Source organism: Streptomyces sp. NPDC050528, assembly GCF_044457795.1.
Taxonomy (GTDB): domain Bacteria; phylum Actinomycetota; class Actinomycetes; order Streptomycetales; family Streptomycetaceae; genus Streptomyces.
The window spans coordinates 337672-356657 of the sequence record NZ_JBITHH010000003.1; the positions used below are offsets into that span (position 1 = coordinate 337672).

Below are 18986 nucleotides of genomic sequence, written 5' to 3' on the forward strand. Positions count from 1 at the left end.
CGCCGGGGGGGCCCCCCCCCCCCCCGCCCCCCCGGGGGGGGGCCCCCCCGGGGCGCCCCCCCCCCCCCCCGCCCCCCCCCCCGCGGGGGGGGGCCCCCGCCGCCCGACGACCATCAACTGGGCCCGCCCCGCGAGCGACAGCAGCACCTGCCCCGCGCTGCCGATCTCCACGTGCTCGACCACGGGCACATCGGGGAAGCGCGTCCGCCACGGTTCCAGCGCCTCGGCGAGGCCCTTCTTCTCGTACGGCTCCAGGCCGCCGGCCTCGTCGAGGAGCTTCATCGAGGCGGGGCTGTAGGCGAACACCGGCGGCAGCGTCCACGCCCGTACGGCACGGACCGTGGCGCCGCGTGCCGCCGCCGTCTCGAAGGCGAAGCCCAGCGCGGCGGCGCTGTCCTCGGGGTCCCCGTGCTGACCCACGACGATCTCGCGCCCGGCGGCCTCCCCGGCGGCTTCGTCCCCGGCACGCACGAGCACGACGGGCCGTACGGAATCGGCGATCACCTGCTGGCCGACGGAACCGAGCAGGAAGCCGACGACGGGTCCGTGGCCGCGTGAGCCGAGGACCAGGAGTTCGGCGTCGGCAGCGGCGGCGGTCAGCTTGTCGACGGGGTCGCCCTCCAGGACATCGGTGGTGACGTCCAGGCCGGGGTGGCGTTCGGCGACCGTCCGAGCGGCCTCGGCCGCCGCGTCCCGTACCCAGCGGTCCTGGGTCTCCCGGTCCCCCGCGTCGAGGGCCTGGTGCTCCTCGTACCGCCAGACATGCACGACCCGCAGCGCCAGGCCCCGCCGTACGGCCTCGCGGCCCGCCCAGGCGAGTGCGGCGAGGCTCTCCGCCGAGCCGTCGACCCCTGCGGTGATCGGGCGTGTCATTCGGTGGCCTCCCTGTGGTGCGGTGACGTGCGTCGGCCTCAGTCTTCACTATGACCTTGGAGTGGGAGCAGGTAGTGGTGGACTCGGCCGACCCCGTCGCGCTGGGGCGCTGGTGGGCCGAGGCGCTCGGGTGGGTGGTGGTCGGCGAGGCGGCGGACGAGTTCGAGATCCGGCCGGAGCCCGAGCGGCTGCCGGGGCTGTTGTTCGTGCCGGTGCCCGAGGGCAAGACCGTCAAGAACCGGCTGCATCTGGACTTCCGGCCCGACGACCAGGAGGCCGAGGTGATCCGGCTGCTGGCCCTGGGGGCGCGGACCGCGGACGTCGGGCAGGGCGAGGTGTCGTGGGTGACGCTGATGGATCCGGAGGGGAACGAGTTCTGCGTGTTGCGCTCCCGCCGCCCCTGAGGCCGCCGTATCAGGCGTAGCGGAGCGGACCGGGGCGATCGACCATACGATGGTGGGGAGCCGGCGCGGTGACAACGGCGCCGCCGTGCCGTGAAGCCGACCACTCGGGGTGGGAGACGTATGGCACAGGCCGCCGAAGCCGCGCGGACCGTCATCATGACCGTGGACGACGATCCGGGGGTTTCCCGTGCCGTCGCCCGTGACCTGCGGCGGCGCTACGGCGAGTCGTACCGCATCGTGCGCGCGGAGTCCGGGGAGTCCGCGCTGGACGCGTTGCGTGAGCTGAAGCTGCGCGGGGATCTCGTGGCCGTGATCCTCGCCGACTACCGCATGCCACAGATGAACGGCATCGAGTTCCTGGAGCAGGCCCTCGACGTCTATCCGGGCGCGCGCCGGGTGCTGCTGACCGCCTACGCGGACACGGACGCGGCGATCGACGCGATCAACGTCGTCGACCTCGACCACTATCTGCTGAAGCCGTGGGACCCGCCGGAGGAGAAGCTCTACCCGGTCCTGGACGACCTCCTGGAGGCGTGGCGGAACAGCGACTACCGGCCCGTGCCCGCCACGAAGGTGGTCGGGCACCGGTGGTCGGCGCGCTCCTCGGACGTACGGGAGTTCCTGGCCCGCAACCAGGTGCCGTACCGCTGGTACTCGGCCGACACCCCGGAGGGGCTGCGGCTGCTGTCCGCCGCCGGGCAGGACGGGCAGCGGCTGCCGCTCGTCATCACCGCCGAGGGGAACGTGCTGGTCGAGCCGGAGGCGACCGAACTGGCCGCCGAGGTCGGGCTCGCGACCACACCGACGGCCGACTTCTACGACCTCGTCGTCATCGGCGGTGGTCCGGCGGGACTCGGCGCGGCCGTGTACGGGGCTTCGGAAGGGCTGCGGACCGTTCTCGTCGAGCGGTCGGCGACCGGCGGTCAGGCCGGGCAGAGTTCGCGCATCGAGAACTACCTCGGCTTCCCGGACGGGGTGTCCGGGGCCCAACTCACCGACAGGGCACGGCGGCAGGCCGGAAAGTTCGGTGCCGAGATCCTGACGGCCCGCGAGGTCACGGGACTTGAGGTCAACGGCTCCGCGCGCGTCGTACGGTTCGCGGACGGCTCGGCGGTCGCCGCGCACGCCGTGATCCTCGCGACCGGTGTGTCGTACCGGCAGTTGGAGGCGCCCGGCACGCCCGATCTGACGGGCTGCGGGGTCTACTACGGCTCGGCGCTGACCGAGGCCGCGTCCTGCCAGGGGCACGACGTGTACATCGTCGGCGGCGCCAACTCGGCGGGCCAGGCGGCGATGTACCTGTCCAAGGGCGCCAAGTCGGTGACGCTGCTGGTACGCGGGGGCTCGCTGGCCGCGTCGATGTCGTACTACCTGATCCAGCAGATCAACGAGGCCGAGAACATCTCCGTGCGCACCGGCACCGTGGTGGACGCCGCGCACGGCAGCGACCATCTGGAGCAGCTCACCCTGCGCGACACCGACAGCGGGGCGACCGAACTCGTCGACGCGCAGTGGATGTTCGTGTTCATCGGCGCGGCTCCGCTCACCGACTGGCTGGACGGCTCGGTGCAGCGGGACGAGCGCGGGTTCATCCTGTCCGGGCCGGACCTCACCGCGGACGGAAAGCCGCCCGCGGGCTGGGAGTTGGACCGGCCGCCGTACCACCTGGAGACCAACATTCCCGGCGTGTTCGTGGCGGGCGACGCGCGCGCCGAGTCCGCGAAACGGGTCGCGTCCGCCGTCGGAGAGGGAGCCATGGCCGTGATGCTCGTCCACCGCTACCTGGAGCAGTCATGAGCGGGCAGGTGCTGCCGTGCAGCCCGCAGGAGATCGGCACGCTGTTCCTGTTCGAGAAGCTGACGCCGGAGCAGCTCGGCCGGCTGTGCTGCGACGGGCAGGTGGAGCAGTTCGAGCCGGGGCCCGTCTACACCGAGGGCGATCCCGCGACCTGCTTCTACGTCATGATCGAGGGCACCGTCGTGCTGTCGCGCCGGGTGGGCGGTGACGACGTGGAGGTCGCCCGGACCTCGCAGCGCGGGGTGTACACGGGCGCGATGCAGGCCTACATCGGGGACCGGGTGCAGCAGGTGTACCTCAACTCGATGCGGGTGACGGAGACTACGCGGTTCTTCGTGCTGCCCGCCGAGACGTTCGCGGCCATCATGAGCGAGTGGTTCCCGATGGCGGTCCATCTGCTGGAGGGACTCTTCTTCGGCCAGAAGAGCAGCCAGTTGGCGATCAGCCAGCGTGAACGGCTGCTGGCGCTGGGCTCGTTGTCGGCCGGGCTGACGCACGAGCTCAACAACCCGGCCGCCGCTGCCGTGCGCGCCACCTCGGCGCTGCGCGAGCGGGTGGCGAAGATGCGGCACAAGCTGCGGGTCATCTCCGCGGGCCGGTATCCGCGCGAGGCGCTGGCCAACCTGATCGACATCCAGGAGCGCACGGCCGAACGGGTCGCCAAGGCACCCTCGTTGAGCCCCCTGGAGGCCTCGGACCGCGAGGACGCCCTCACCGACTGGCTCGACGACCACGACATCACGGAGTCCTGGCAGATCGCGCCGACCTTCGTGCAGGCCGGTCTCGACATCGAGTGGCTGGACCAGGTCGCCGCGGCCGTCGACGCGGAGATCCTGCCGAGCGCGATCGGCTGGCTCAACTACACGGTCGAGACAGAGCTGTTGATGTCGGAGATCGAGGACTCCACGACCCGGGTATCGAACCTGGTCGGCGCCGCCAAGCAGTACTCGCAGCTGGACCGCGCGCCCTATCAGGTGGCCGACGTCCACGAACTCCTCGACAGCACCCTGCTGATGCTCGCGGGCAAGTTCGGCGACCGGATCAAGGTCGTGAAAGAGTACGACCGTACGCTCCCCAAGATCCCCGCCTATCCGGCCGAGTTGAACCAGGTGTGGACCAACCTGATCGACAACGCCGTCTCCGCGATGGAGAGTTCGGGTGGGACCGGCACGCTGACGGTGCGGACAGCGCTGGAGCGCGATCAGCTGATGGTGGAGTTCCGGGACACGGGGCCCGGTGTGCCGCAGGAGATCCGGAGCCGTATCTTCGATCCGTTCTTCACCACCAAGCCGGTGGGCGAGGGCACGGGGCTCGGTCTGGACATCTCCTGGCGGATCGTCGTCAACAAGCACCACGGCACCCTCCAGGTGGAGTCGGTGCCGGGCGACACCCGCTTCCAGGTCCTGCTCCCCCTCACCGCCGTCGACAACGAGACGCCCGAGGAGTCCGCATGAGCGACATCGCAGGAATCGAGCCGAACGTCCCGCCGAGCGGGGCGGGTTGCGTGGAGTGCGACGCGGCCGACGGCTGGTGGTTCCACCTCCGGCGGTGCGCGCAGTGCGGTCACGTCGGCTGTTGCGACGACTCCCCCGCCAAGCACGCCACGGCCCACTTCCAGTCGACGGGACACCCGTTCATCCAGAGCTACGAACCCGGCGAGGACTGGTTCTGGAACTTCACCACCTCCGAGCTCTACGACTCCGGTCCCGAGCTCGCCGCCCCGGTGAGCCACCCGAAGGACCAGCCGGTGCCGGGTCCCGCGGGACGCGTGCCGGCGAACTGGGCCGAGACCCTTCGCTGACCCGGCGTGCCGGGCGGGGGCCGTCTCCCGCCCGGTGGCCAGGTGCGTTGTCAGTGGTGCGTGCCAGGATGGGGTCGTGACGTCATCCGTGGCAGCAGCGCCGCTCATCGGCCGGGACGAGGAACTCGCCCGCCTCGCCGGTGTGCTGGAGCGCGCCCGCGCGGGTGCGGCCGGGGCGGTGCTGATCGCCGGGGACGCGGGCGTGGGCAAGACGCGGGTCCTGGACGAGATCGCCGGGCGGGCCGCGTCCGCCGGGATGACCGTGCTCACCGGCCACTGCGTCGACCTCGGTGACGTCGGTCTGCCGTATCTCCCCTTCACCGAGATCCTCGGGGTGCTCGCCGACGACGAACGCTTCGCCGCCGCGCTGGCCGCGCATCCGGCGGTGGACCGGCTGCTGGGCGCCGGTTCGGACGCGGCCCGGGACGCGGGTGTCCGGCTGCGGCTCTTCGAGGGCATCGCCGGACTGCTCGCCGACCTCTCGGACATCGCTCCCCTCCTCCTGGTCCTGGAGGACCTGCACTGGGCCGACCAGTCCTCCCGCGACCTGCTCCGCTTCCTGCTCAGCCGCGGCATCCTCCAGCGCCCGGCGGGCGGCGCGCCCACCCACCGCCTCGCGGTGTTCGCGTCGTACCGCGCGGACGACCTCCACCGCCGCCATCCCCTACGACCCCTGCTGGCCGAGCTGGTGCGGCTGCCCGCCGTGGAGCGGCTGGAGCTGCGGCCCATGGGGGACGCGGAGGTCGCCCGGCTGGTGCGCGCGCTGCGCACGGGCCCGGTGCCGGACGGCACGGTCCGCCGGATCGTCGAGCGCGCCGAGGGAAACGCCTTCTACGCCGAGGAGTTGCTCGCCGCGAGCGACATGGAGGCGGGCGGGGTGCCGAGCGGTCTGGCCGACGTCCTGCTGATCCGTTTCGAGCAGCTCTCCGACACCGCCCAGCAGGTGCTGCGCACCGCCGCCGTCGCCGGCCGCCGCGTCGAGTACGACCTGCTCCGGGACGCGGTCCAACTCCCGGAGGACGAGTTGGAGTCGGCGCTGCGCGAGGCCGTCGAGCGACAGCTCCTGGTCCCGGGGCACGCCGACACCTACTCCTTCCGGCACGCCCTCGCCCGCGAGGCCGTGTACGCCGATCTCCTCCCCGGCGAGCGTTCCCGGCAGCACGGCGCGTTCGCCCGCCTCCTCGCCGGACGCGGGCACCCGGCCGAGAGCGCGGCGGAGCGCGCCCATCACTACCGCGAGAGCCACGACCTGGCCGAGGCCCTGGCCGCCTCCCTGGAGGCCGCCGACCACGCCCAGCGGGTGGGAGCGCCCGCCGAGGAGCTACGGCATCTCGAAACCGTCCTCGATCTGTGGTCGTCGGTCGACCCGGGGGCCCGGCCCTCGGGCGAGGGCATCGTCAGTGTGACCCTCACCCTGCGCGCGTCGGCGGCAGCGGCCCACGCCGGGGACTCGCACCGCGCGGTCGCCCTCACCCGGTCCGCGCTCGCCGGGATCGGCCAGGACACCGAGTCCGAGCTGGCCGCCCGCGTCCGCTACACCCTGGCCGGGAATCTCATGGACGTCGACAGCCTCACGGCCGCGTTCGAGTACAGCAGCGAGGCGTTGGCGATGATCCCCGCCGAACCGCCCTCGCGGACCTGGGTGTGGGCGGCGGCCACGCATGTGCTGGCGGCGCGTCAGGTCGGCGACGACGAGACCGCCCTGCGGGTCGCCCGCCAGGCCCTGCGCACCGCCGAGGAACTCCAACTGACCGACGCCCGGGCCGACTTGATGATCTCACTGGCCACGCTGGAGAAGGGCGGCCGACGCACCCGGGAGGGCCGGGAGCGGCTCGCGCAGGCACGCGAGCTGGCCCGGAAGTCCGGGCACGCGCCCGTGGAGATGCGCGCCCTGTTCCACCTCGCCATCGGCAACTTCGAGTCCGGGAACCTGGAGGAGTCACTGCCCTGGCTCGCCGAGGGTCTTGACCGGGCCCGTCGCGCCGGGCTGCTCTCGTCGCCGTATCCGCTGGAGATGCGCTATATGCAACTCCTGGTGCTGTACACGCTGGGCCGCTGGGACGAGTGCGTGAAGGCCGCCGCGAGTGACGCGGAAGTGCTGCCGCACGCGGGCGGCTTCACCATGGGGCCCGCACTGTATGTGGCGCTGGCGCGCGGTGACTTGGGGGCGGCGGAGCGCGCCCGGGCCCTGCTGGACGGGCCGTTCGACTGGATGGCCGTCATGGTGTCGAGCATCGCGCTGATCGACGCGGCCACCCTCCAGGGCGACCCGGAGGCGGCCGTGGAGCAGGTGCGTACCGCGGTCGCCGCGCTCACCGACGACTCCGGCCGGCGTCCCGATCTGACGGTCCGGCTCGCCGCCCTCGCCTTGGCCGCGGTCGCAGACCGGGCCACCGAACTCCGGCTGACCGGCGACGAGGCGGGGGTGCGCCGCTGGACGGACACCGCGACGGAACTCGTCGAGCTGGCCCGGTCCGTGGCCGGCGAGGGTGGCACCGCCCGGCCCCAGGGGCCGGAAGGACAAGCGTGGCTGGCCCGCGCCGAGGCGGAGTGGATACGGGCGGCCACCGGACCGGACGCGGAGGCCTGGGGCAAGGCGGTGACCGCGTTCGGCTACGGCGATGTCTACGAACGAGCGCGCTGCCAATTCCGGTACGCCGAGGCCCTGTTGGCGGCCGATCGCCGTGAGGACGCGACCGCCCAGGCTGCCGAGGCACGGGAGACGGCCGCCCGGCTCGGCGCCGCTCCCCTGCTCACGCGGTTGGACACGCTGATCCGCCGTGGCCGTCTGGGCGACCCGGCGCCGGACGCCGGTGACCGCCCCTCGCCGCTGACGGCCCGCGAGCGGGACGTGCTGCGGCTGCTCGCGCTGGGCCGCAGCAACCGCCAGGTCGGCGAGGAGCTGTTCATCACCGGCAAGACGGCGAGCGTCCACGTCTCCAACATCCTCGCGAAGCTGGGCGCCGCGAGCCGTACGGAGGCGGTGGCGATCGCCTATCGCCAGGGGCTGATCACCCCGGAGGCGACGGCGTCCGGCTGAACCTCATTCGACCGAACCTCACTTCGCGCAGTCGAGGCTCTTGAGGTCGACCGCGTCGGCCATGGCCGCCATCCCCTTGTCGTTGGGGTGGATGTGGTCGCCGCCGTCGAAGAAGGGGAGCATCCTCTCGTGGTCGTAGGGGCTGCGGAGGATGTGGTCGAAGTCGGTGACCGCGTCCAACTCCCCGCTGCTCCTGATGAATTCGTTGACCTCCTGGCGTACGGCCTCGCCCGCCGCGTCCCATTCGGGCCAGCCCTTGAAGGGGCCGACGGTGGCGCCGACGACACACTTCCCGGCCGCGTGCGCCCGGTCGATGATCTCGCGGTAGCCGGCGATCAGGTCCTGGGCGGTGACACCGGAGTGGGCCTTGATGTCGTTGACGCCCTCGAAGAGGAACACGGTGCGGACGCCGGGGTGGGACAGCACATCGCGCTGCAGCCGGTTCAGGGCGCTCTGCCCGGCGCCGTCCGCGAGGACCTTGTTGCCTGAAATCCCTTCGTTGGCCACGCCCTTGACGGACGTGTCGGCGTTCTGGAGTCGCCGGGCCAGGTAGTCGGGCCAGCGCCGGTTGAGGTCCGAGGTGGAGGCCCAGCCGTCCGTGATGGAGTCGCCGAGCGTGACCACCGCGCCGATGCCCGCGCTCGGCCGTACGGAGACGGCGTCGAGGTAGTACCAGGAGCCGGTGGTGTCCGTCCACGCCCCGGCGCCTTCCTCGCCGGTGTGGTCGCCCTGGGTGACGTACGACGTCTGCATGGCCATGCCGTGGCCGGTCGCCGGGCCCGCCGCGTCCGGGCTGTGGATGCTGACCACGAGGTTGGTCCCGGCGGGCAGCCTGCCGGGGAGCGGGTCGCTGTAGGCGACCGCGCCCGCGGGGATGGTGACCGACTTCGCGCCGTCGAAGGTGAGCCGCCGGTTGGAGCCGGGGACGAGCGCGGCCCCCGTCTTCTGCACACCGGCGTAGACGTCGTCGAAGGTCAGCGGCCGGTCGCCGAAGGCATTGGAGAGCCGGATCCGCAGATCGCTGCCGGCCACGCTGGTGTGCACGACCAGCCGGTAGCCGCGGTCGGCGACGCCGTCGCCCAGGTGGTCGGCGCTCGATCCCCAGGTGATGACGTCCTTCGGGTCCTTCACGGCCTTCACCTGTGTCTGTGCCTGCGGTTGTGCGTGTGCGGGTCCGGCCTGGAAGGCGGCGGCGAGCAGGAGCAGTGCGGCCGTACGGCGCAGTCGTGCCCGTCTCGCGCTCACCGGGCGAAGTCCCTCAACGTGACGGATCCGCCCGGCTTGACGGTCACGGTGCGGGTCTTTCCGCCGTGGGCGACGGTCGTGGTGCGACCGCCGACGCTGCGGAGTTTCACCTCGGTGGGCTTGCCGTTCTTCCAGCTCAGGTCGACGACGAAGCCGCCGCGGGCGCCGGCCCCGGTGATCGAGCCGGACTCGGCCCAGGCGTCCGGGAGGGCGGGCAGCAGCTCCAGATGGCCGGGGCGGGAGTACAGGAGCATCTCGGTCACGGCCGCCGGGGTGCCGAAGTTGGCCTCGATCTGGAAGATCCCGCGGCCCGTCTCCACCTCGTAGATGTCAAAGAGGTTGAAGGCGGTGCCGTTGGTGCCGTTCTCCGACGGGCGGAGGTTGTTGACGACCAACTGGTAGGCGTTGTCGGCGTTCTTGAGGCGCGACCAGCACAGGCTGCGCCAGGCGTTGGCCCAGCCGAAGCTGTTCATGCCGCGCGCGGTGAGCAGGGCGGTGGCGCCGTCGACGATGTCCTTCGGGGTGGAGCCGTCGGGGCGGATGCGGTCGCCGGGGAACAGGTTGATCAGCGGGGAGAGGTGGCGGTGGGTGGTCTCGCCGAGGTTGTCGGGCGACATCCACTCCTCCAGCCAGCCGGACTTCGGGCTCACCACGGGCAGGTACAGCCGCCTGCGCAGTCCCGAGATCGTGCTCGCGTACCCGCTGTCCCGCTGCAACTCCGCGGAAGCCGCCGCGTAGTTGGCGAAGAGGGTCCACACCACTTCCTGGGCGTAGGTGTTGCCCCTGGCGTCCTGCGGACCCTGCTCGGGCGACCAGTCGTGGTCGGCGACCAGTACCTCCTTGCCGTTGTCCAGGGTGGTGGTGACCAGCCGTGCCTCCCAGAACTCGCAGGCTCCCTTGAGGAGGGGGTAGATCTTCTCCAGGTGGGTCCGGGAGTGCGTGAACTCGTAGTGCTCCCAAAGGCTGTTGCACAGCCAGGCGTTGCCCGCCGGGTGCCACCACCAGCCAAGCCCGCCATAGGGGTTGGTGGAGAAGGCGACGGTCCAGCCGGCCACCTTCCCGGACGTGTTGCGGTACCGGTTGCGGGAGTCCTGGAACAGCCTGCCGGTCAGCTCGGTCCAGTCCTTCACCTGGGTGACGCAGTAGTCGGTGAACGCGTCGAAGCACGAGGACAGGCCCACCCGGTCGGCCATCCAGTAGTTCATCTGGATGTTGATGTCGGTGTGGTAATCGCCCATCCAGTCCGGGTCGTTGCCGTCCAGCCACACCCCCTGGAGGCCCATCGGCAGGCTGCCGCGCGACGATCCGACCATGAGGTAGCGGCCGAACTGCACGTAGGCGGCCTCGAGCTCGGGGTCGGGCTCGCCGCTCGTGGCGCGCAGCTGGATGCGCTCCCAGGTGTCGAGGGCGCGCTGCTCGGCGGTCGACTCGCCGAGCGAGAGGCCGAACGTCCCGAACGCCGCGCGGTGGTCGGCGACATGGGTGCGCAGCAGGGTGTCGGCCGAGTGCCCGGCGGCGGCGCGGACCTTGGCGCGGGCGAGTTTCTGCGGGTCGGCTTTGGGATCGCGGTAGCCGTGCGCGGGGTCGGGCGCGTAGTTGGTGCCGCCGCTGACCACGACGGTCAGGTCCTTGCAGCCGGCGAAGGTGATGTTCGCGCCGCTGACCGTGACGTTGCCGCCGCTGCCGTAGGCGGTGACGGCGGCGCCGTACTTCAGGCCGTTGGCGAACGCGGCACCGAAGGAGGTAGCGGCGGCCTCGCCGTGCGTCCCCTCCAGCGTGATCGTGCCGGTGTAGCGGCCGCCGCCGTTCTGGTTGAAGTGGAGGACGATCGCGTCGTCGGGGCGGCTGGAGAAGATCTCCCGCCGGTACGTCACCCCCGAGCGGACGTAGGAGGCTCCCACCACGCCCCGGTCGAGGTCGAGGGTGCGGCGGTAGCCGGAGACGGCGCCCAGGTCGTGGTCGGGGATATCGACCGTGAGCTTGGCGAGCAGGGTCAGGGACCCGAAGTCGGCACGACCGTAAGGGAATTGGCCGTCGGAGTCGAGCGTGTCGTTCAGGCCGCCGGTCCACATCGTGGCGTCGGTGACGAGGAGGACCTCGTGGCCCGAGTCGTTGCTCGCGAGGGCGCCGAGCCGGCCGTTGCCGACGGGCAGGCCCTGTTCGATCATCGAGGTGTCGCCGGCGGGGGCCTGCCACCACAGCGTGTTCAGCGAACCGCCGCTGCCGTAGGCCGAGTTGTCGTCGGCGGAGGCGTCGGGGCGCTGCGGTGCGGCGGAGGCGGTGAAGGTCGGGAGGGCGGCCAGGGCGCCGGTCGCGGTGGCGAGGGCGAGCAGGTCGCGTCTGGGCAGCAGGGGGGACGGTTCGGGGTTCATTGCGGCTCCTGGTGGCTCGGTCAGGCCGTGGTGGGGACGTCGATGCGGTCGATGTCCGGCGCGTAGCCCGAACCGCTGTCGAAGGTGATCGTGTTGGCGCCCGCCTTCAGGTTCACCGGCACGTAGACCGCCCCGACCGTCCCCCAGTCACCGGTGGACGGGAACTTGTGGCTGGTCGCGGCGTTGCCGTTCGAGGAGACGCTCGCCGAGCGGGAGTCGCCGCTGACGTAGGCGACCTTCACCTGGTAGGTGCCGGCCTTGGCGACGACGACGTTGTTGACGGTGAGCTTGCCGCCGACGTAGAGGTTGCCGACCTTCTTGCCGCCGGAGCAGGCGGAGCAGTCGGCGACGACGGCGTTGCCGGACAGGGTGTTGGTGGTGGCCTCGGCCTCGTAGGCGGTCGTGGTGACGGCGCTGCCGTGCGGGGTGACGGTGAAGAGGCGCGAGCCGTGCGCGGGCAGGGCCTCGGTGACCTTGTTGGTGTAGGTGCCGAGGTCCTCGTGGTTCCAGAGGTCACGGACGGCAGCCTTGCCGGTGAAGCCGAGGGTCGACCAGTTCGCGGAGACGGCGGCGGGGGCGTCGGCGAGGTTGAACAGGGCCACTGTGTATGTGCCGTTGGGGTTCTTCGCGGCCCACACCTGCTGGGAGTCCGACGGGGTGATCGGGCGCGCGGGCGGTGCGTCGCTCTGGTCGACGCCGATGACCTCGCGGTTGGTGAGCAGCGAGAGGCCGTAGTCGTCGAGGCGGGTGAGGTCGTCACCGGTGAACAGCGGGGACTTGGCCACGGCCCAGAGGGTCGCGTAGCTCTGCCGCTCCGCCTTCGTCAGGCCGTCCATCGCGCCGCTGCCGACGTCGAGGGAGTCGAGGTCGTTCCAGCCGCCGGGGCCTGCCTGGCCCGTCCAGGCCGGGGTGTCGTCCCAGCGGTCGTCGACCGAATTCTCCCAGCTGACAAGGGTGTTGCAATAGCACTCGACGTCGGTGTCGATGCGCCAGCCGTTGGAGTACTTCTTCCAGTCGGCGGCGTGTCCGTAGTCCAGGGACCAGGACAGTTCGAGGTGGATCGGGCGCCCGATGGCGGTGATGGCCTTGTTCCAGGCGGCCACATCGGCAACGTTGTCGTACTGGTCGCCGCTCTTTCCGGACCCCGGACCGACACCGTCGAGCTTGAGGAAGTCGTAACCCCAGTCCGCGATCAACTGGGCTTGCGAATCAATGTACTTCTGGGTGCAGGGCCGCGAGAAGTCGAGCTTGTACGAGCTGTCCCAGCCGTTCGTGGTGCGCAGGTCGCTGTAGACGATGTCGGCGGTGGTGCAGCCGTCGGCGTTCCAGATCGGCGTCTTGCCGTCGTTGTACGCCTCCTTCTCCAGGCCCGCCGGCAGATAGATGCCGGCCTTGAGGCCCTTGGAGTGGATGCGGTCGGCGACGGCCTTCATGCCGCTGGGGAATCGTTTCGGGTCGGCCTTCTGGCGGCCGTACTGGTCGTACTCCGGCGTCCAGTCGTTCGCGCGCCACCAACCGGCGTCGATATTGACGTAGTTGTAGCCGTACTTCTTCAACTTCGAGGCCAGCGCGTCGGTCTGCTTGGTGACGTTCGCCTCGGTCAGGTAGCTGTAGTCGCCGTCCGGGTTGAGGCCGGGGTACTTGGACGACTGCATGCTCCAACTCGACCAGCCCATATAGGGCTTGGCGGCGACGGGCGCAGCGGTGTCCGCCGTGGGGGTGGCCGCCTGGGCGGCGGGGAGGTAGGTGGCGAAGCCTGCGGTGAGGGCCAGGACCACCATGGCTCTCAGGGCGCGGACGGGCGTGAGGGAGTACATCGTCGGGCTCCTCGTGCGGGTTAGGAGTGTGGCGGGGGTCGAGTAGGGGCGTGCGGGCTAGTCGGCGGCTCGGATGAAGGACTGGATCGCGGTGGCGGCGGCCCCGCGCGCCCATTCGTCGAAGGGCAGGGGACGGGTGTGTACGTCGCACCGGGCGGCGGAACCGAAGGCGGCGGCGGCGAAGGAGTCACGGATCTGCTCGGCGAACAGGTCGTACGCGGCCAGGCCCTCGCCGGAGATGATCACGCGTTCGGGGCCGAACAGGTTGACCACGGTCGCGATGCCCCGGCCGATCGCCTCACCGGCCCGCGCGTACACCTCCCGTGCTCCGGCGTCGCCCTGGTGGGCGAGGGCCAACGCCTCGGCGGTGTCGGCGACTTGGACGCCGGTGACCTCGCGGATCCGGGCGACGATCGCGGCGTCCCCGGCGATCGCCTCGACGCAGCCGCGGTTGCCGCAGTGGCACAGCGGCCCGGCGGGATCGACGACCACGTGCCCGATCTCGCCGGCCACCCCGTGGGCACCGGCGACGACTTGACCGTGCACGACGAGTCCACAGCCGATGCCCGCGCCGACGGTCACCACGGCGAAGTCCGTGAGGCCCGCGCCGGCGCCGAACCACTGCTCGGCGACGGTCAGCGCGCGCACGTCGTTGTCGACGGTGACCGGCAACCCCGTTGTCATGGCGGCCAGTTCGGCCAGGCGCACGTCCCGCCACTCCAGGAACGGCGAGTAGCGGACGACCCCTTCGCCGCGGTCCACGTCACCGGAGACCGCGAGGCCGAGGCCGAGCACCTGGATGCCCAAGTCGTCCGCCTCGGTGCGGAGTTCCTGGGCGAGGTCCGCGATCGACGACAGCACGGCCTTGGGGTCGCGGTCGGTCAGCGGCACATGGCGGGCGACCCGGATCCGGCAGCACAGGTCGGCGAGGACGCCGATGATCTCGTCGCCGGTGACCTTGACCCCGATGAACAACGCCCGTCCGCCGTCGACCCGGACGAGGTTCGCGGGCCGCCCGAGCGCCGGGGGCGCGTCCTGGTCGGCACCCTCCGCCAGGTACCCGGCCTCCATCAGCGGCCGGACCGCCTTGGTCACGGCGGCCGCCGACAGCCCCGCCCGGCGGGCCACCTCAAGCCGGGTGAGGGGGCCGTGGGACAGCACGGTCGTGAAGACCTGCGAGACGGCCGGCGTGTGTGCCGGGAACGACTCGGTACGGGGGATCGAGCGCATGGCGGGAACCTAGATCCCTTCTTTTCCGTCGTCAATAAAAGAAGCAGGATTTGCCGAAGCGAAGTTGTGCGTCGCCTGAGCGGAGCTGATGCCTGCCGAGGCCTCGTTGTCAGTGCCGGGCGGCACAATCGCCGTATGACGACGATCGATTGGTCCGGGCTGACCCACGCCTACGGCAGCGCCGAGGACATCCCGGGCCTGTTCGCGCGCCTCGGCGGCACCGAGGACGACGCCGTGTGGCAGGAGCTGTGGGGCTCACTCTGCCACCAGGGCTCGGTGTACGAAGCGAGCTGGGCGGCGCTGCCCGTACTCACCGACATCGCGCTGGGCCGGGCACCGGGCGGGGCGATACAGGCGGTCACCATGGCCGGGCTGATCACCACGGACCCGGACGAGGAGTGCCGGGCGCGGTACGCGCACGAGATAGCTCAACTACTCACTGTGGCAAGGGAGTTGCGCGCCGACCCGGGGCAGGACGCGCACACCTTCGTCTATCTCCAGATGGCCGTGCTCGCCTTCGAGGGCGGCGGCGGGGTGTGGGCCGAGGCGCTGGAGCGGATCAACGCCGAGGAGTACGACCTGGAGTGCCCCGAGTGCGAGGAGGAACTGTTCGTCGCGTTCGGCTCGTACGGCGTCTTCACCTCGGCCGGCGACTATGTGACCGGCGCGGGCACCGAGGACGCTGCGGGGCGCACGGAGTTGGTACCGGCCACGCCCGAGGGGCTCGACGGCATCGGGGCGCGACTGCACGGCGAGGCGGTCGAGTTCGGGCAGACGGAGGTCGCGCAGGCGTTGAAGTACGTGTTCGGGAAGGCGAGTTGCCCGTCCTGCGAGGCCGGGTTCACCGTGTCCGAGGAGGTCGAGAAGCAGTGGATCTGAGGCCGGGCGTCCGGGTGCCCCGCTCGCGGCAGGGCACCCGGGCGGTCATCAGTGCCTGGCGGCAGGGGTGTTGTCGACCGTGACGTTCACGGCGGCCCAGGCCTGGTCGACGGTGTTGTACGCCGTGCTGTCCGCGCCGTAGAGGTCCGCCGCCGCCTTCAGTGTCGCGATGCGCGCGTCGTGGAAGTCGGTGGTGGACACCATGTAGCGGGTGAGCGCGCGGTAGAAGATCGCCGTGGCCTTGGTGCGTCCGATGCCGGTGACGGTCGAGCCGTCGTAGGTGGGCGAGTCGTAGGTGAAACCGCCGATCTTCTTGCTGCCGCTGCCCTCCGCGAGGAGATAGTAGGCGTGCGAGGAGACTCCGGAGCCGGCGTGCACCTCGGCGTCGTACACCTGCGGCGACCAGTAGTCGACCGTGCCCTCCAGCTTGTCGAGGGAGGGGTGGTCGAGGCGGCGCAGGAACTTCTGGGCGAGGCCGAGCTTCTCGCCGATCAGGTAGTTCGGCGGGTTCTTGGCGTTGTTGGCGCTGAACTCGACGTTGGATCCGAAGATGTCCGCGAGGGATTCGTTCAGGGAGCCCGCCTCGCCGTACTGATTGCCGTCCGAGTCGACACGGGTGGGCTCCAGCTTCGCGGTGGCGTCCACGACTCCGTGGGTGAGTTCGTGGCCGGTGACGTCGAGGACGACGAGCGGCTTCTTGAACATGTCCCCGTCGCCGTCGCCGTAGAGCATGCAGCCGCAGGTCGAGTCCCAGAAGGCGTTGGCCACCTTGTTGCCGAAGTGGACCATGCCGCGGGCGGCCTTGCCGTTGTTGGCTATGCCCTTGCGGCCGAAGGTCTTCTTGTAGAAGTCGAGGGTCTTGGTGATGCCGTACTGGGCGTCGACGGCGGCGCTGTCGCGGTGCGAGACGGCGCCGTTGCCCCACTTGTCGTTCGTGGTCGTGAACTTCTTGCCCTGCGCGAAGTTCTCCAGTTCCTTCCCCTTGGCGTCGCGGGTCTCGGTGCCCCAGCGCGTCGGGTCCTTGAGGAGGTAACTGGTGCGCGCCGTGCGGGTGGTGGTCAGCGGCACCTTGCCAACGAAGAGGGAGGTGCCGGTGCCCGAGGCGGTGACCGGGTAGTGGACCGCGCGGCTCGCGGCGGCGGCCGCCGTGAGGGAGTTCGGCTGTACGGCGGTGCCGGTGGCGGGGTTCAGGGTCTCGCCGTGCTCGCGCAGGGTGTCGAGGAGCTTGGGCGAGAGGAACTCGTCGCTGTCGGGGGTGTTGCTGCGGACCTTGCCGGTGACGGCGTCGACGACGACCGTGCTGGTGCCGGTGGCCTCGGCGGTGCTGCTGTCGCTGACGGGTATCTGGTAGGCGAGGGCGGCTCCCCCGTCCCGGGCGTCCACCACGAGCCGGGCGGTGCCCGCGTCACCCTTGGCGACGGCGGCGGCCTTCGCCTCAGCCTGACCAGCGGTCAGCTTGGCCTGCGTGGTCGCGAGCTCGACGCTCTGCGCGGCCGCACGGGTGACGCCGGTGTAGGCCAGCTTGTGGGACAGATGGACGACGAGGTCGCCGCCGAGGACCGGCATGCCCTGATGGGTGCGGATGAACCGCACATGCCGTGCGCCCTCGGGGTCGATCAGGACGTCCTGGGCCCGGAGTTCATCGCCCCGCGTGACACCGGTCGCCGACGCGTGCGCGAACGCGGCGGCCCGCGCGGCCGTGACGACGGAGGCGGCGCTGGTGCTGGTGCCGCTGTCGGTCGAGGCCGTCGCGCGTTCCGTCCCCGTGGCCGGTCCCGCGAAGGCCGTTCCGGCCAGCCCCGTAGCGGTCGTCGTCACCGCGACGGCGACCGCCAGGCTGCGTATGTGGGGTCCACGCATGAAAGAGGGCTCCTCCGTACGAAGACGGCCGGGATCACCAACCGCCTTGAAACGGGGCGCGGTTGAACGCGCCCCCGGGGCTGGTCGGGCCCCGAACCGAAACCCTCACGCATCCACCATGTACATGTAAAGCCGAAATGAACGGTTTTAGAGCCTTTCATGGCAATACTTGGCAAATCCGCATCGCTCAGTGATCAGCGAATGACCAACTGTGCGTCAGCTGTGGAGATGTGACGGGGCGCGACAAGGTTGCCTCGCCCGACTGTGATCGATCTCGCATACCGAGAAAGAAACGGGAGAGAACCGGATGGTCTCAAGAACGGTGCGCAGAGCCACGGCGTCGGCGGCGGCGCTGCTGACGCTCACGGCGGTACCGGCACATGCCGCGACCCACGAGTCGGACACCACGAAGACCGGCAGTACGGCCGCACTTCCCGCCCCCGACCTGGCGGGCCTCCGTGCCGTACTGCGCACGCTGACGGCACAGGGCGCGCCCGGGGCGATCGCCCGCATCGACGACCGCGGTACCGTCCACACGGCCGCCGCGGGCATCGACGACCGCACGACCCGCCGGGCCATCGGCAACGCCGACCGCTTCCGCATCGGCAGCATCACCAAGTCGTTCTCGGCCGTCGTCCTGCTCCAACTCGCCGACGCGCACAAGCTGAACCTGGACGCCTCGGTCGACCACTACCTGCCCGGGCTCCTGCCCGACCAGCGCATCACCGTCCGCCACGTCCTGAGCCACCGCAGCGGTCTGTACGACTACACGAACTCCATGTTCGCCAGCTCGGTCTCCGGCTTCGAGGCCGTACGCAACAAGGTCTTCACCTACCGCCAGCTGGTACAGCTGTCCCTCAAGCACGCGCGCACCAACGCGCCGGGCGCCGCCTACTCGTACTCGAACACCAACTTCGTGGTCGCCGGCATGCTCATCGAGAAGCTGACGGGCCACTCCGTGGGCACCGAGTACCGCGACCTCATCATCAGACCGCTCAAACTGCGCGACACCTTCTACGTCCACCCGGCCACGAAGATCCCGGGACGCCACGCCCACGGCTATCTCACCCCGGACCGCGCGGGCGCACAGCTCGTCGACGCCACCGACCAGACCGTCTCCTGGGCACAGAGCGCCGGCGCGGTCATCTCGACCACCCGCGACCTGAACACCTTCTTCTCCGCACTGCTCGGCGGCCGGCTCACCTCCGCCGCCCAGCTCGCACAGATGGAGCGGTGGACTCCGGTCAACAGCACCACGCGCTACGGCCTCGGGCTGCGCCGCCGCGATCTGTCCTGCGGGGTCTCGGTGTACGGCCACACGGGCGCGGTCCAGGGTTTCTACACCTACTCCTTCACCTCGAAGGACGGCCGCCGCAGCCTCACCGCGCTCGCCAACACGTCCAACAACGGCACGGTCCTGAACACGATGGCGCGAACGCTGGAATCGGCGTTCTGCGGCAAGCGGACGAAGGCGATCCAGAGCACGCCGCTCACGGGCCGAGGCTCGTACGTCACCGAACGGAACGTGGCCTACGAGGACATCGCACCGGGAGTCGCAAGGGACTGAGGACTCGGTGCGGGGTGGAGTCGGGGTCGGGGTCGGGCAGCGTCGTTCCCCGGCCCCGCCGCGTCCCGTGGGAACCCTCGTGCCCGGGCGGGACGTTGAGT

At 70.9% G+C, this 18986-nt stretch carries 13 protein-coding genes; 7 read left to right on the forward strand and 6 right to left on the reverse strand.

The features are described 5' to 3' along the window. On the reverse strand, positions 1 to 873 hold an 873-nt coding region (locus ACIBK4_RS12965), incomplete at its 3' end, for a universal stress protein (protein WP_398994697.1). Between the two features lie 50 nt (positions 874 to 923). On the opposite strand from ACIBK4_RS12965, the gene ACIBK4_RS12970 reads away from it, so the two are divergent. From ACIBK4_RS12970 to ACIBK4_RS12990, 5 genes are all read left to right on the forward strand, one after another. Further along, a complete protein-coding gene (locus ACIBK4_RS12970; protein WP_398994698.1) occupies positions 924 to 1277 on the forward strand; it encodes a VOC family protein in 354 nt (117 codons plus the stop codon). A gap of 120 nt (positions 1278 to 1397) precedes the next feature. Further along, positions 1398 to 3074, forward strand: a complete 1677-nt coding sequence (locus tag ACIBK4_RS12975) for an FAD-dependent oxidoreductase (RefSeq protein ID WP_366430657.1) — start codon at positions 1398 to 1400, stop codon at positions 3072 to 3074. Further along, entirely contained in the window at positions 3071 to 4528 is a 1458-nt protein-coding gene (locus ACIBK4_RS12980; protein ID WP_398994699.1) for an ATP-binding protein, read from the forward strand. Before ACIBK4_RS12975 ends, ACIBK4_RS12980 begins: the two co-directional genes overlap by 4 nt. After that, positions 4525 to 4875 (forward strand): UBP-type zinc finger domain-containing protein, encoded by a 351-nt coding sequence (locus ACIBK4_RS12985; protein WP_366430655.1) that lies wholly within the window; start codon positions 4525 to 4527, stop codon positions 4873 to 4875. Before ACIBK4_RS12980 ends, ACIBK4_RS12985 begins: the two co-directional genes overlap by 4 nt. Positions 4876 to 4951: 76 nt before the next feature. After that, positions 4952 to 7915, forward strand: coding sequence for an AAA family ATPase (locus ACIBK4_RS12990; protein WP_398994700.1), 2964 nt, complete (start codon positions 4952 to 4954; stop codon positions 7913 to 7915). 18 nt (positions 7916 to 7933) lie between these two features. On the opposite strand, the gene ACIBK4_RS12995 is transcribed toward ACIBK4_RS12990, so the two are convergent. The 4 genes from ACIBK4_RS12995 to ACIBK4_RS13010 are packed head-to-tail and all read right to left on the reverse strand — an operon-like array spanning position 7934 to position 14579. Further along, a complete protein-coding gene (locus tag ACIBK4_RS12995) occupies positions 7934 to 9160 on the reverse strand; it encodes an SGNH/GDSL hydrolase family protein (protein ID WP_398994701.1) in 1227 nt (408 codons plus the stop codon). After that, positions 9157 to 11532: a glycosyl hydrolase family 95 catalytic domain-containing protein gene (locus ACIBK4_RS13000; RefSeq protein ID WP_398994702.1), complete on the reverse strand. Its 2376-nt coding sequence runs from the start codon at positions 11530 to 11532 to the stop codon at positions 9157 to 9159. The genes ACIBK4_RS12995 and ACIBK4_RS13000 overlap by 4 nt, the downstream gene beginning before the upstream one ends. A gap of 20 nt (positions 11533 to 11552) precedes the next feature. Continuing rightward, entirely contained in the window at positions 11553 to 13349 is a 1797-nt protein-coding gene (locus tag ACIBK4_RS13005) for an alpha-galactosidase D (protein ID WP_398994703.1), read from the reverse strand. A gap of 57 nt (positions 13350 to 13406) precedes the next feature. Then, on the reverse strand, positions 13407 to 14579 hold the full coding sequence (locus ACIBK4_RS13010; protein ID WP_398994704.1) for an ROK family protein: 1173 nt from the start codon (positions 14577 to 14579) through the stop codon (positions 13407 to 13409). A gap of 135 nt (positions 14580 to 14714) precedes the next feature. On the opposite strand from ACIBK4_RS13010, the gene ACIBK4_RS13015 reads away from it, so the two are divergent. After that, entirely contained in the window at positions 14715 to 15458 is a 744-nt protein-coding gene (locus tag ACIBK4_RS13015; RefSeq protein WP_398994705.1) for a hypothetical protein, read from the forward strand. A gap of 48 nt (positions 15459 to 15506) precedes the next feature. Here ACIBK4_RS13015 and ACIBK4_RS13020 read toward each other — a convergent pair whose 3' ends face one another. Then, a complete protein-coding gene (locus ACIBK4_RS13020; protein WP_398994706.1) occupies positions 15507 to 17318 on the reverse strand; it encodes a M4 family metallopeptidase in 1812 nt (603 codons plus the stop codon). 307 nt (positions 17319 to 17625) lie between these two features. Here ACIBK4_RS13020 and ACIBK4_RS13025 point away from each other — a divergent pair, with 307 nt between their 5' ends. Continuing rightward, positions 17626 to 18885, forward strand: a complete 1260-nt coding sequence (locus tag ACIBK4_RS13025) for a serine hydrolase domain-containing protein (protein WP_398994707.1) — start codon at positions 17626 to 17628, stop codon at positions 18883 to 18885. Positions 18886 to 18986: the final 101 nt, after the last annotated feature.

Bases quoted from the DNA above. Each gene is read 5' to 3' on its own strand.
- ACIBK4_RS12985 (WP_366430655.1), top strand. From the start codon at position 4,525: ATGAGCGACATCGCAGGAATCGAGCCGAACGTCCCGCCGAGCGGGGCG.
- ACIBK4_RS13015 (WP_398994705.1), top strand. From the start codon at position 14,715: ATGACGACGATCGATTGGTCCGGGCTGACCCACGCCTACGGCAGCGCC.
- ACIBK4_RS12970 (WP_398994698.1), top strand. From the start codon at position 924: ATGACCTTGGAGTGGGAGCAGGTAGTGGTGGACTCGGCCGACCCCGTC.
- ACIBK4_RS13000 (WP_398994702.1), bottom strand. From the start codon at position 11,532: ATGAACCCCGAACCGTCCCCCCTGCTGCCCAGACGCGACCTGCTCGCC.
- ACIBK4_RS12980 (WP_398994699.1), top strand. From the start codon at position 3,071: ATGAGCGGGCAGGTGCTGCCGTGCAGCCCGCAGGAGATCGGCACGCTG.
- ACIBK4_RS13020 (WP_398994706.1), bottom strand. From the start codon at position 17,318: ATGCGTGGACCCCACATACGCAGCCTGGCGGTCGCCGTCGCGGTGACG.
- ACIBK4_RS12975 (WP_366430657.1), top strand. From the start codon at position 1,398: ATGGCACAGGCCGCCGAAGCCGCGCGGACCGTCATCATGACCGTGGAC.
- ACIBK4_RS13010 (WP_398994704.1), bottom strand. From the start codon at position 14,579: ATGCGCTCGATCCCCCGTACCGAGTCGTTCCCGGCACACACGCCGGCC.
- ACIBK4_RS13025 (WP_398994707.1), top strand. From the start codon at position 17,626: ATGGTCTCAAGAACGGTGCGCAGAGCCACGGCGTCGGCGGCGGCGCTG.
- ACIBK4_RS13005 (WP_398994703.1), bottom strand. From the start codon at position 13,349: ATGTACTCCCTCACGCCCGTCCGCGCCCTGAGAGCCATGGTGGTCCTG.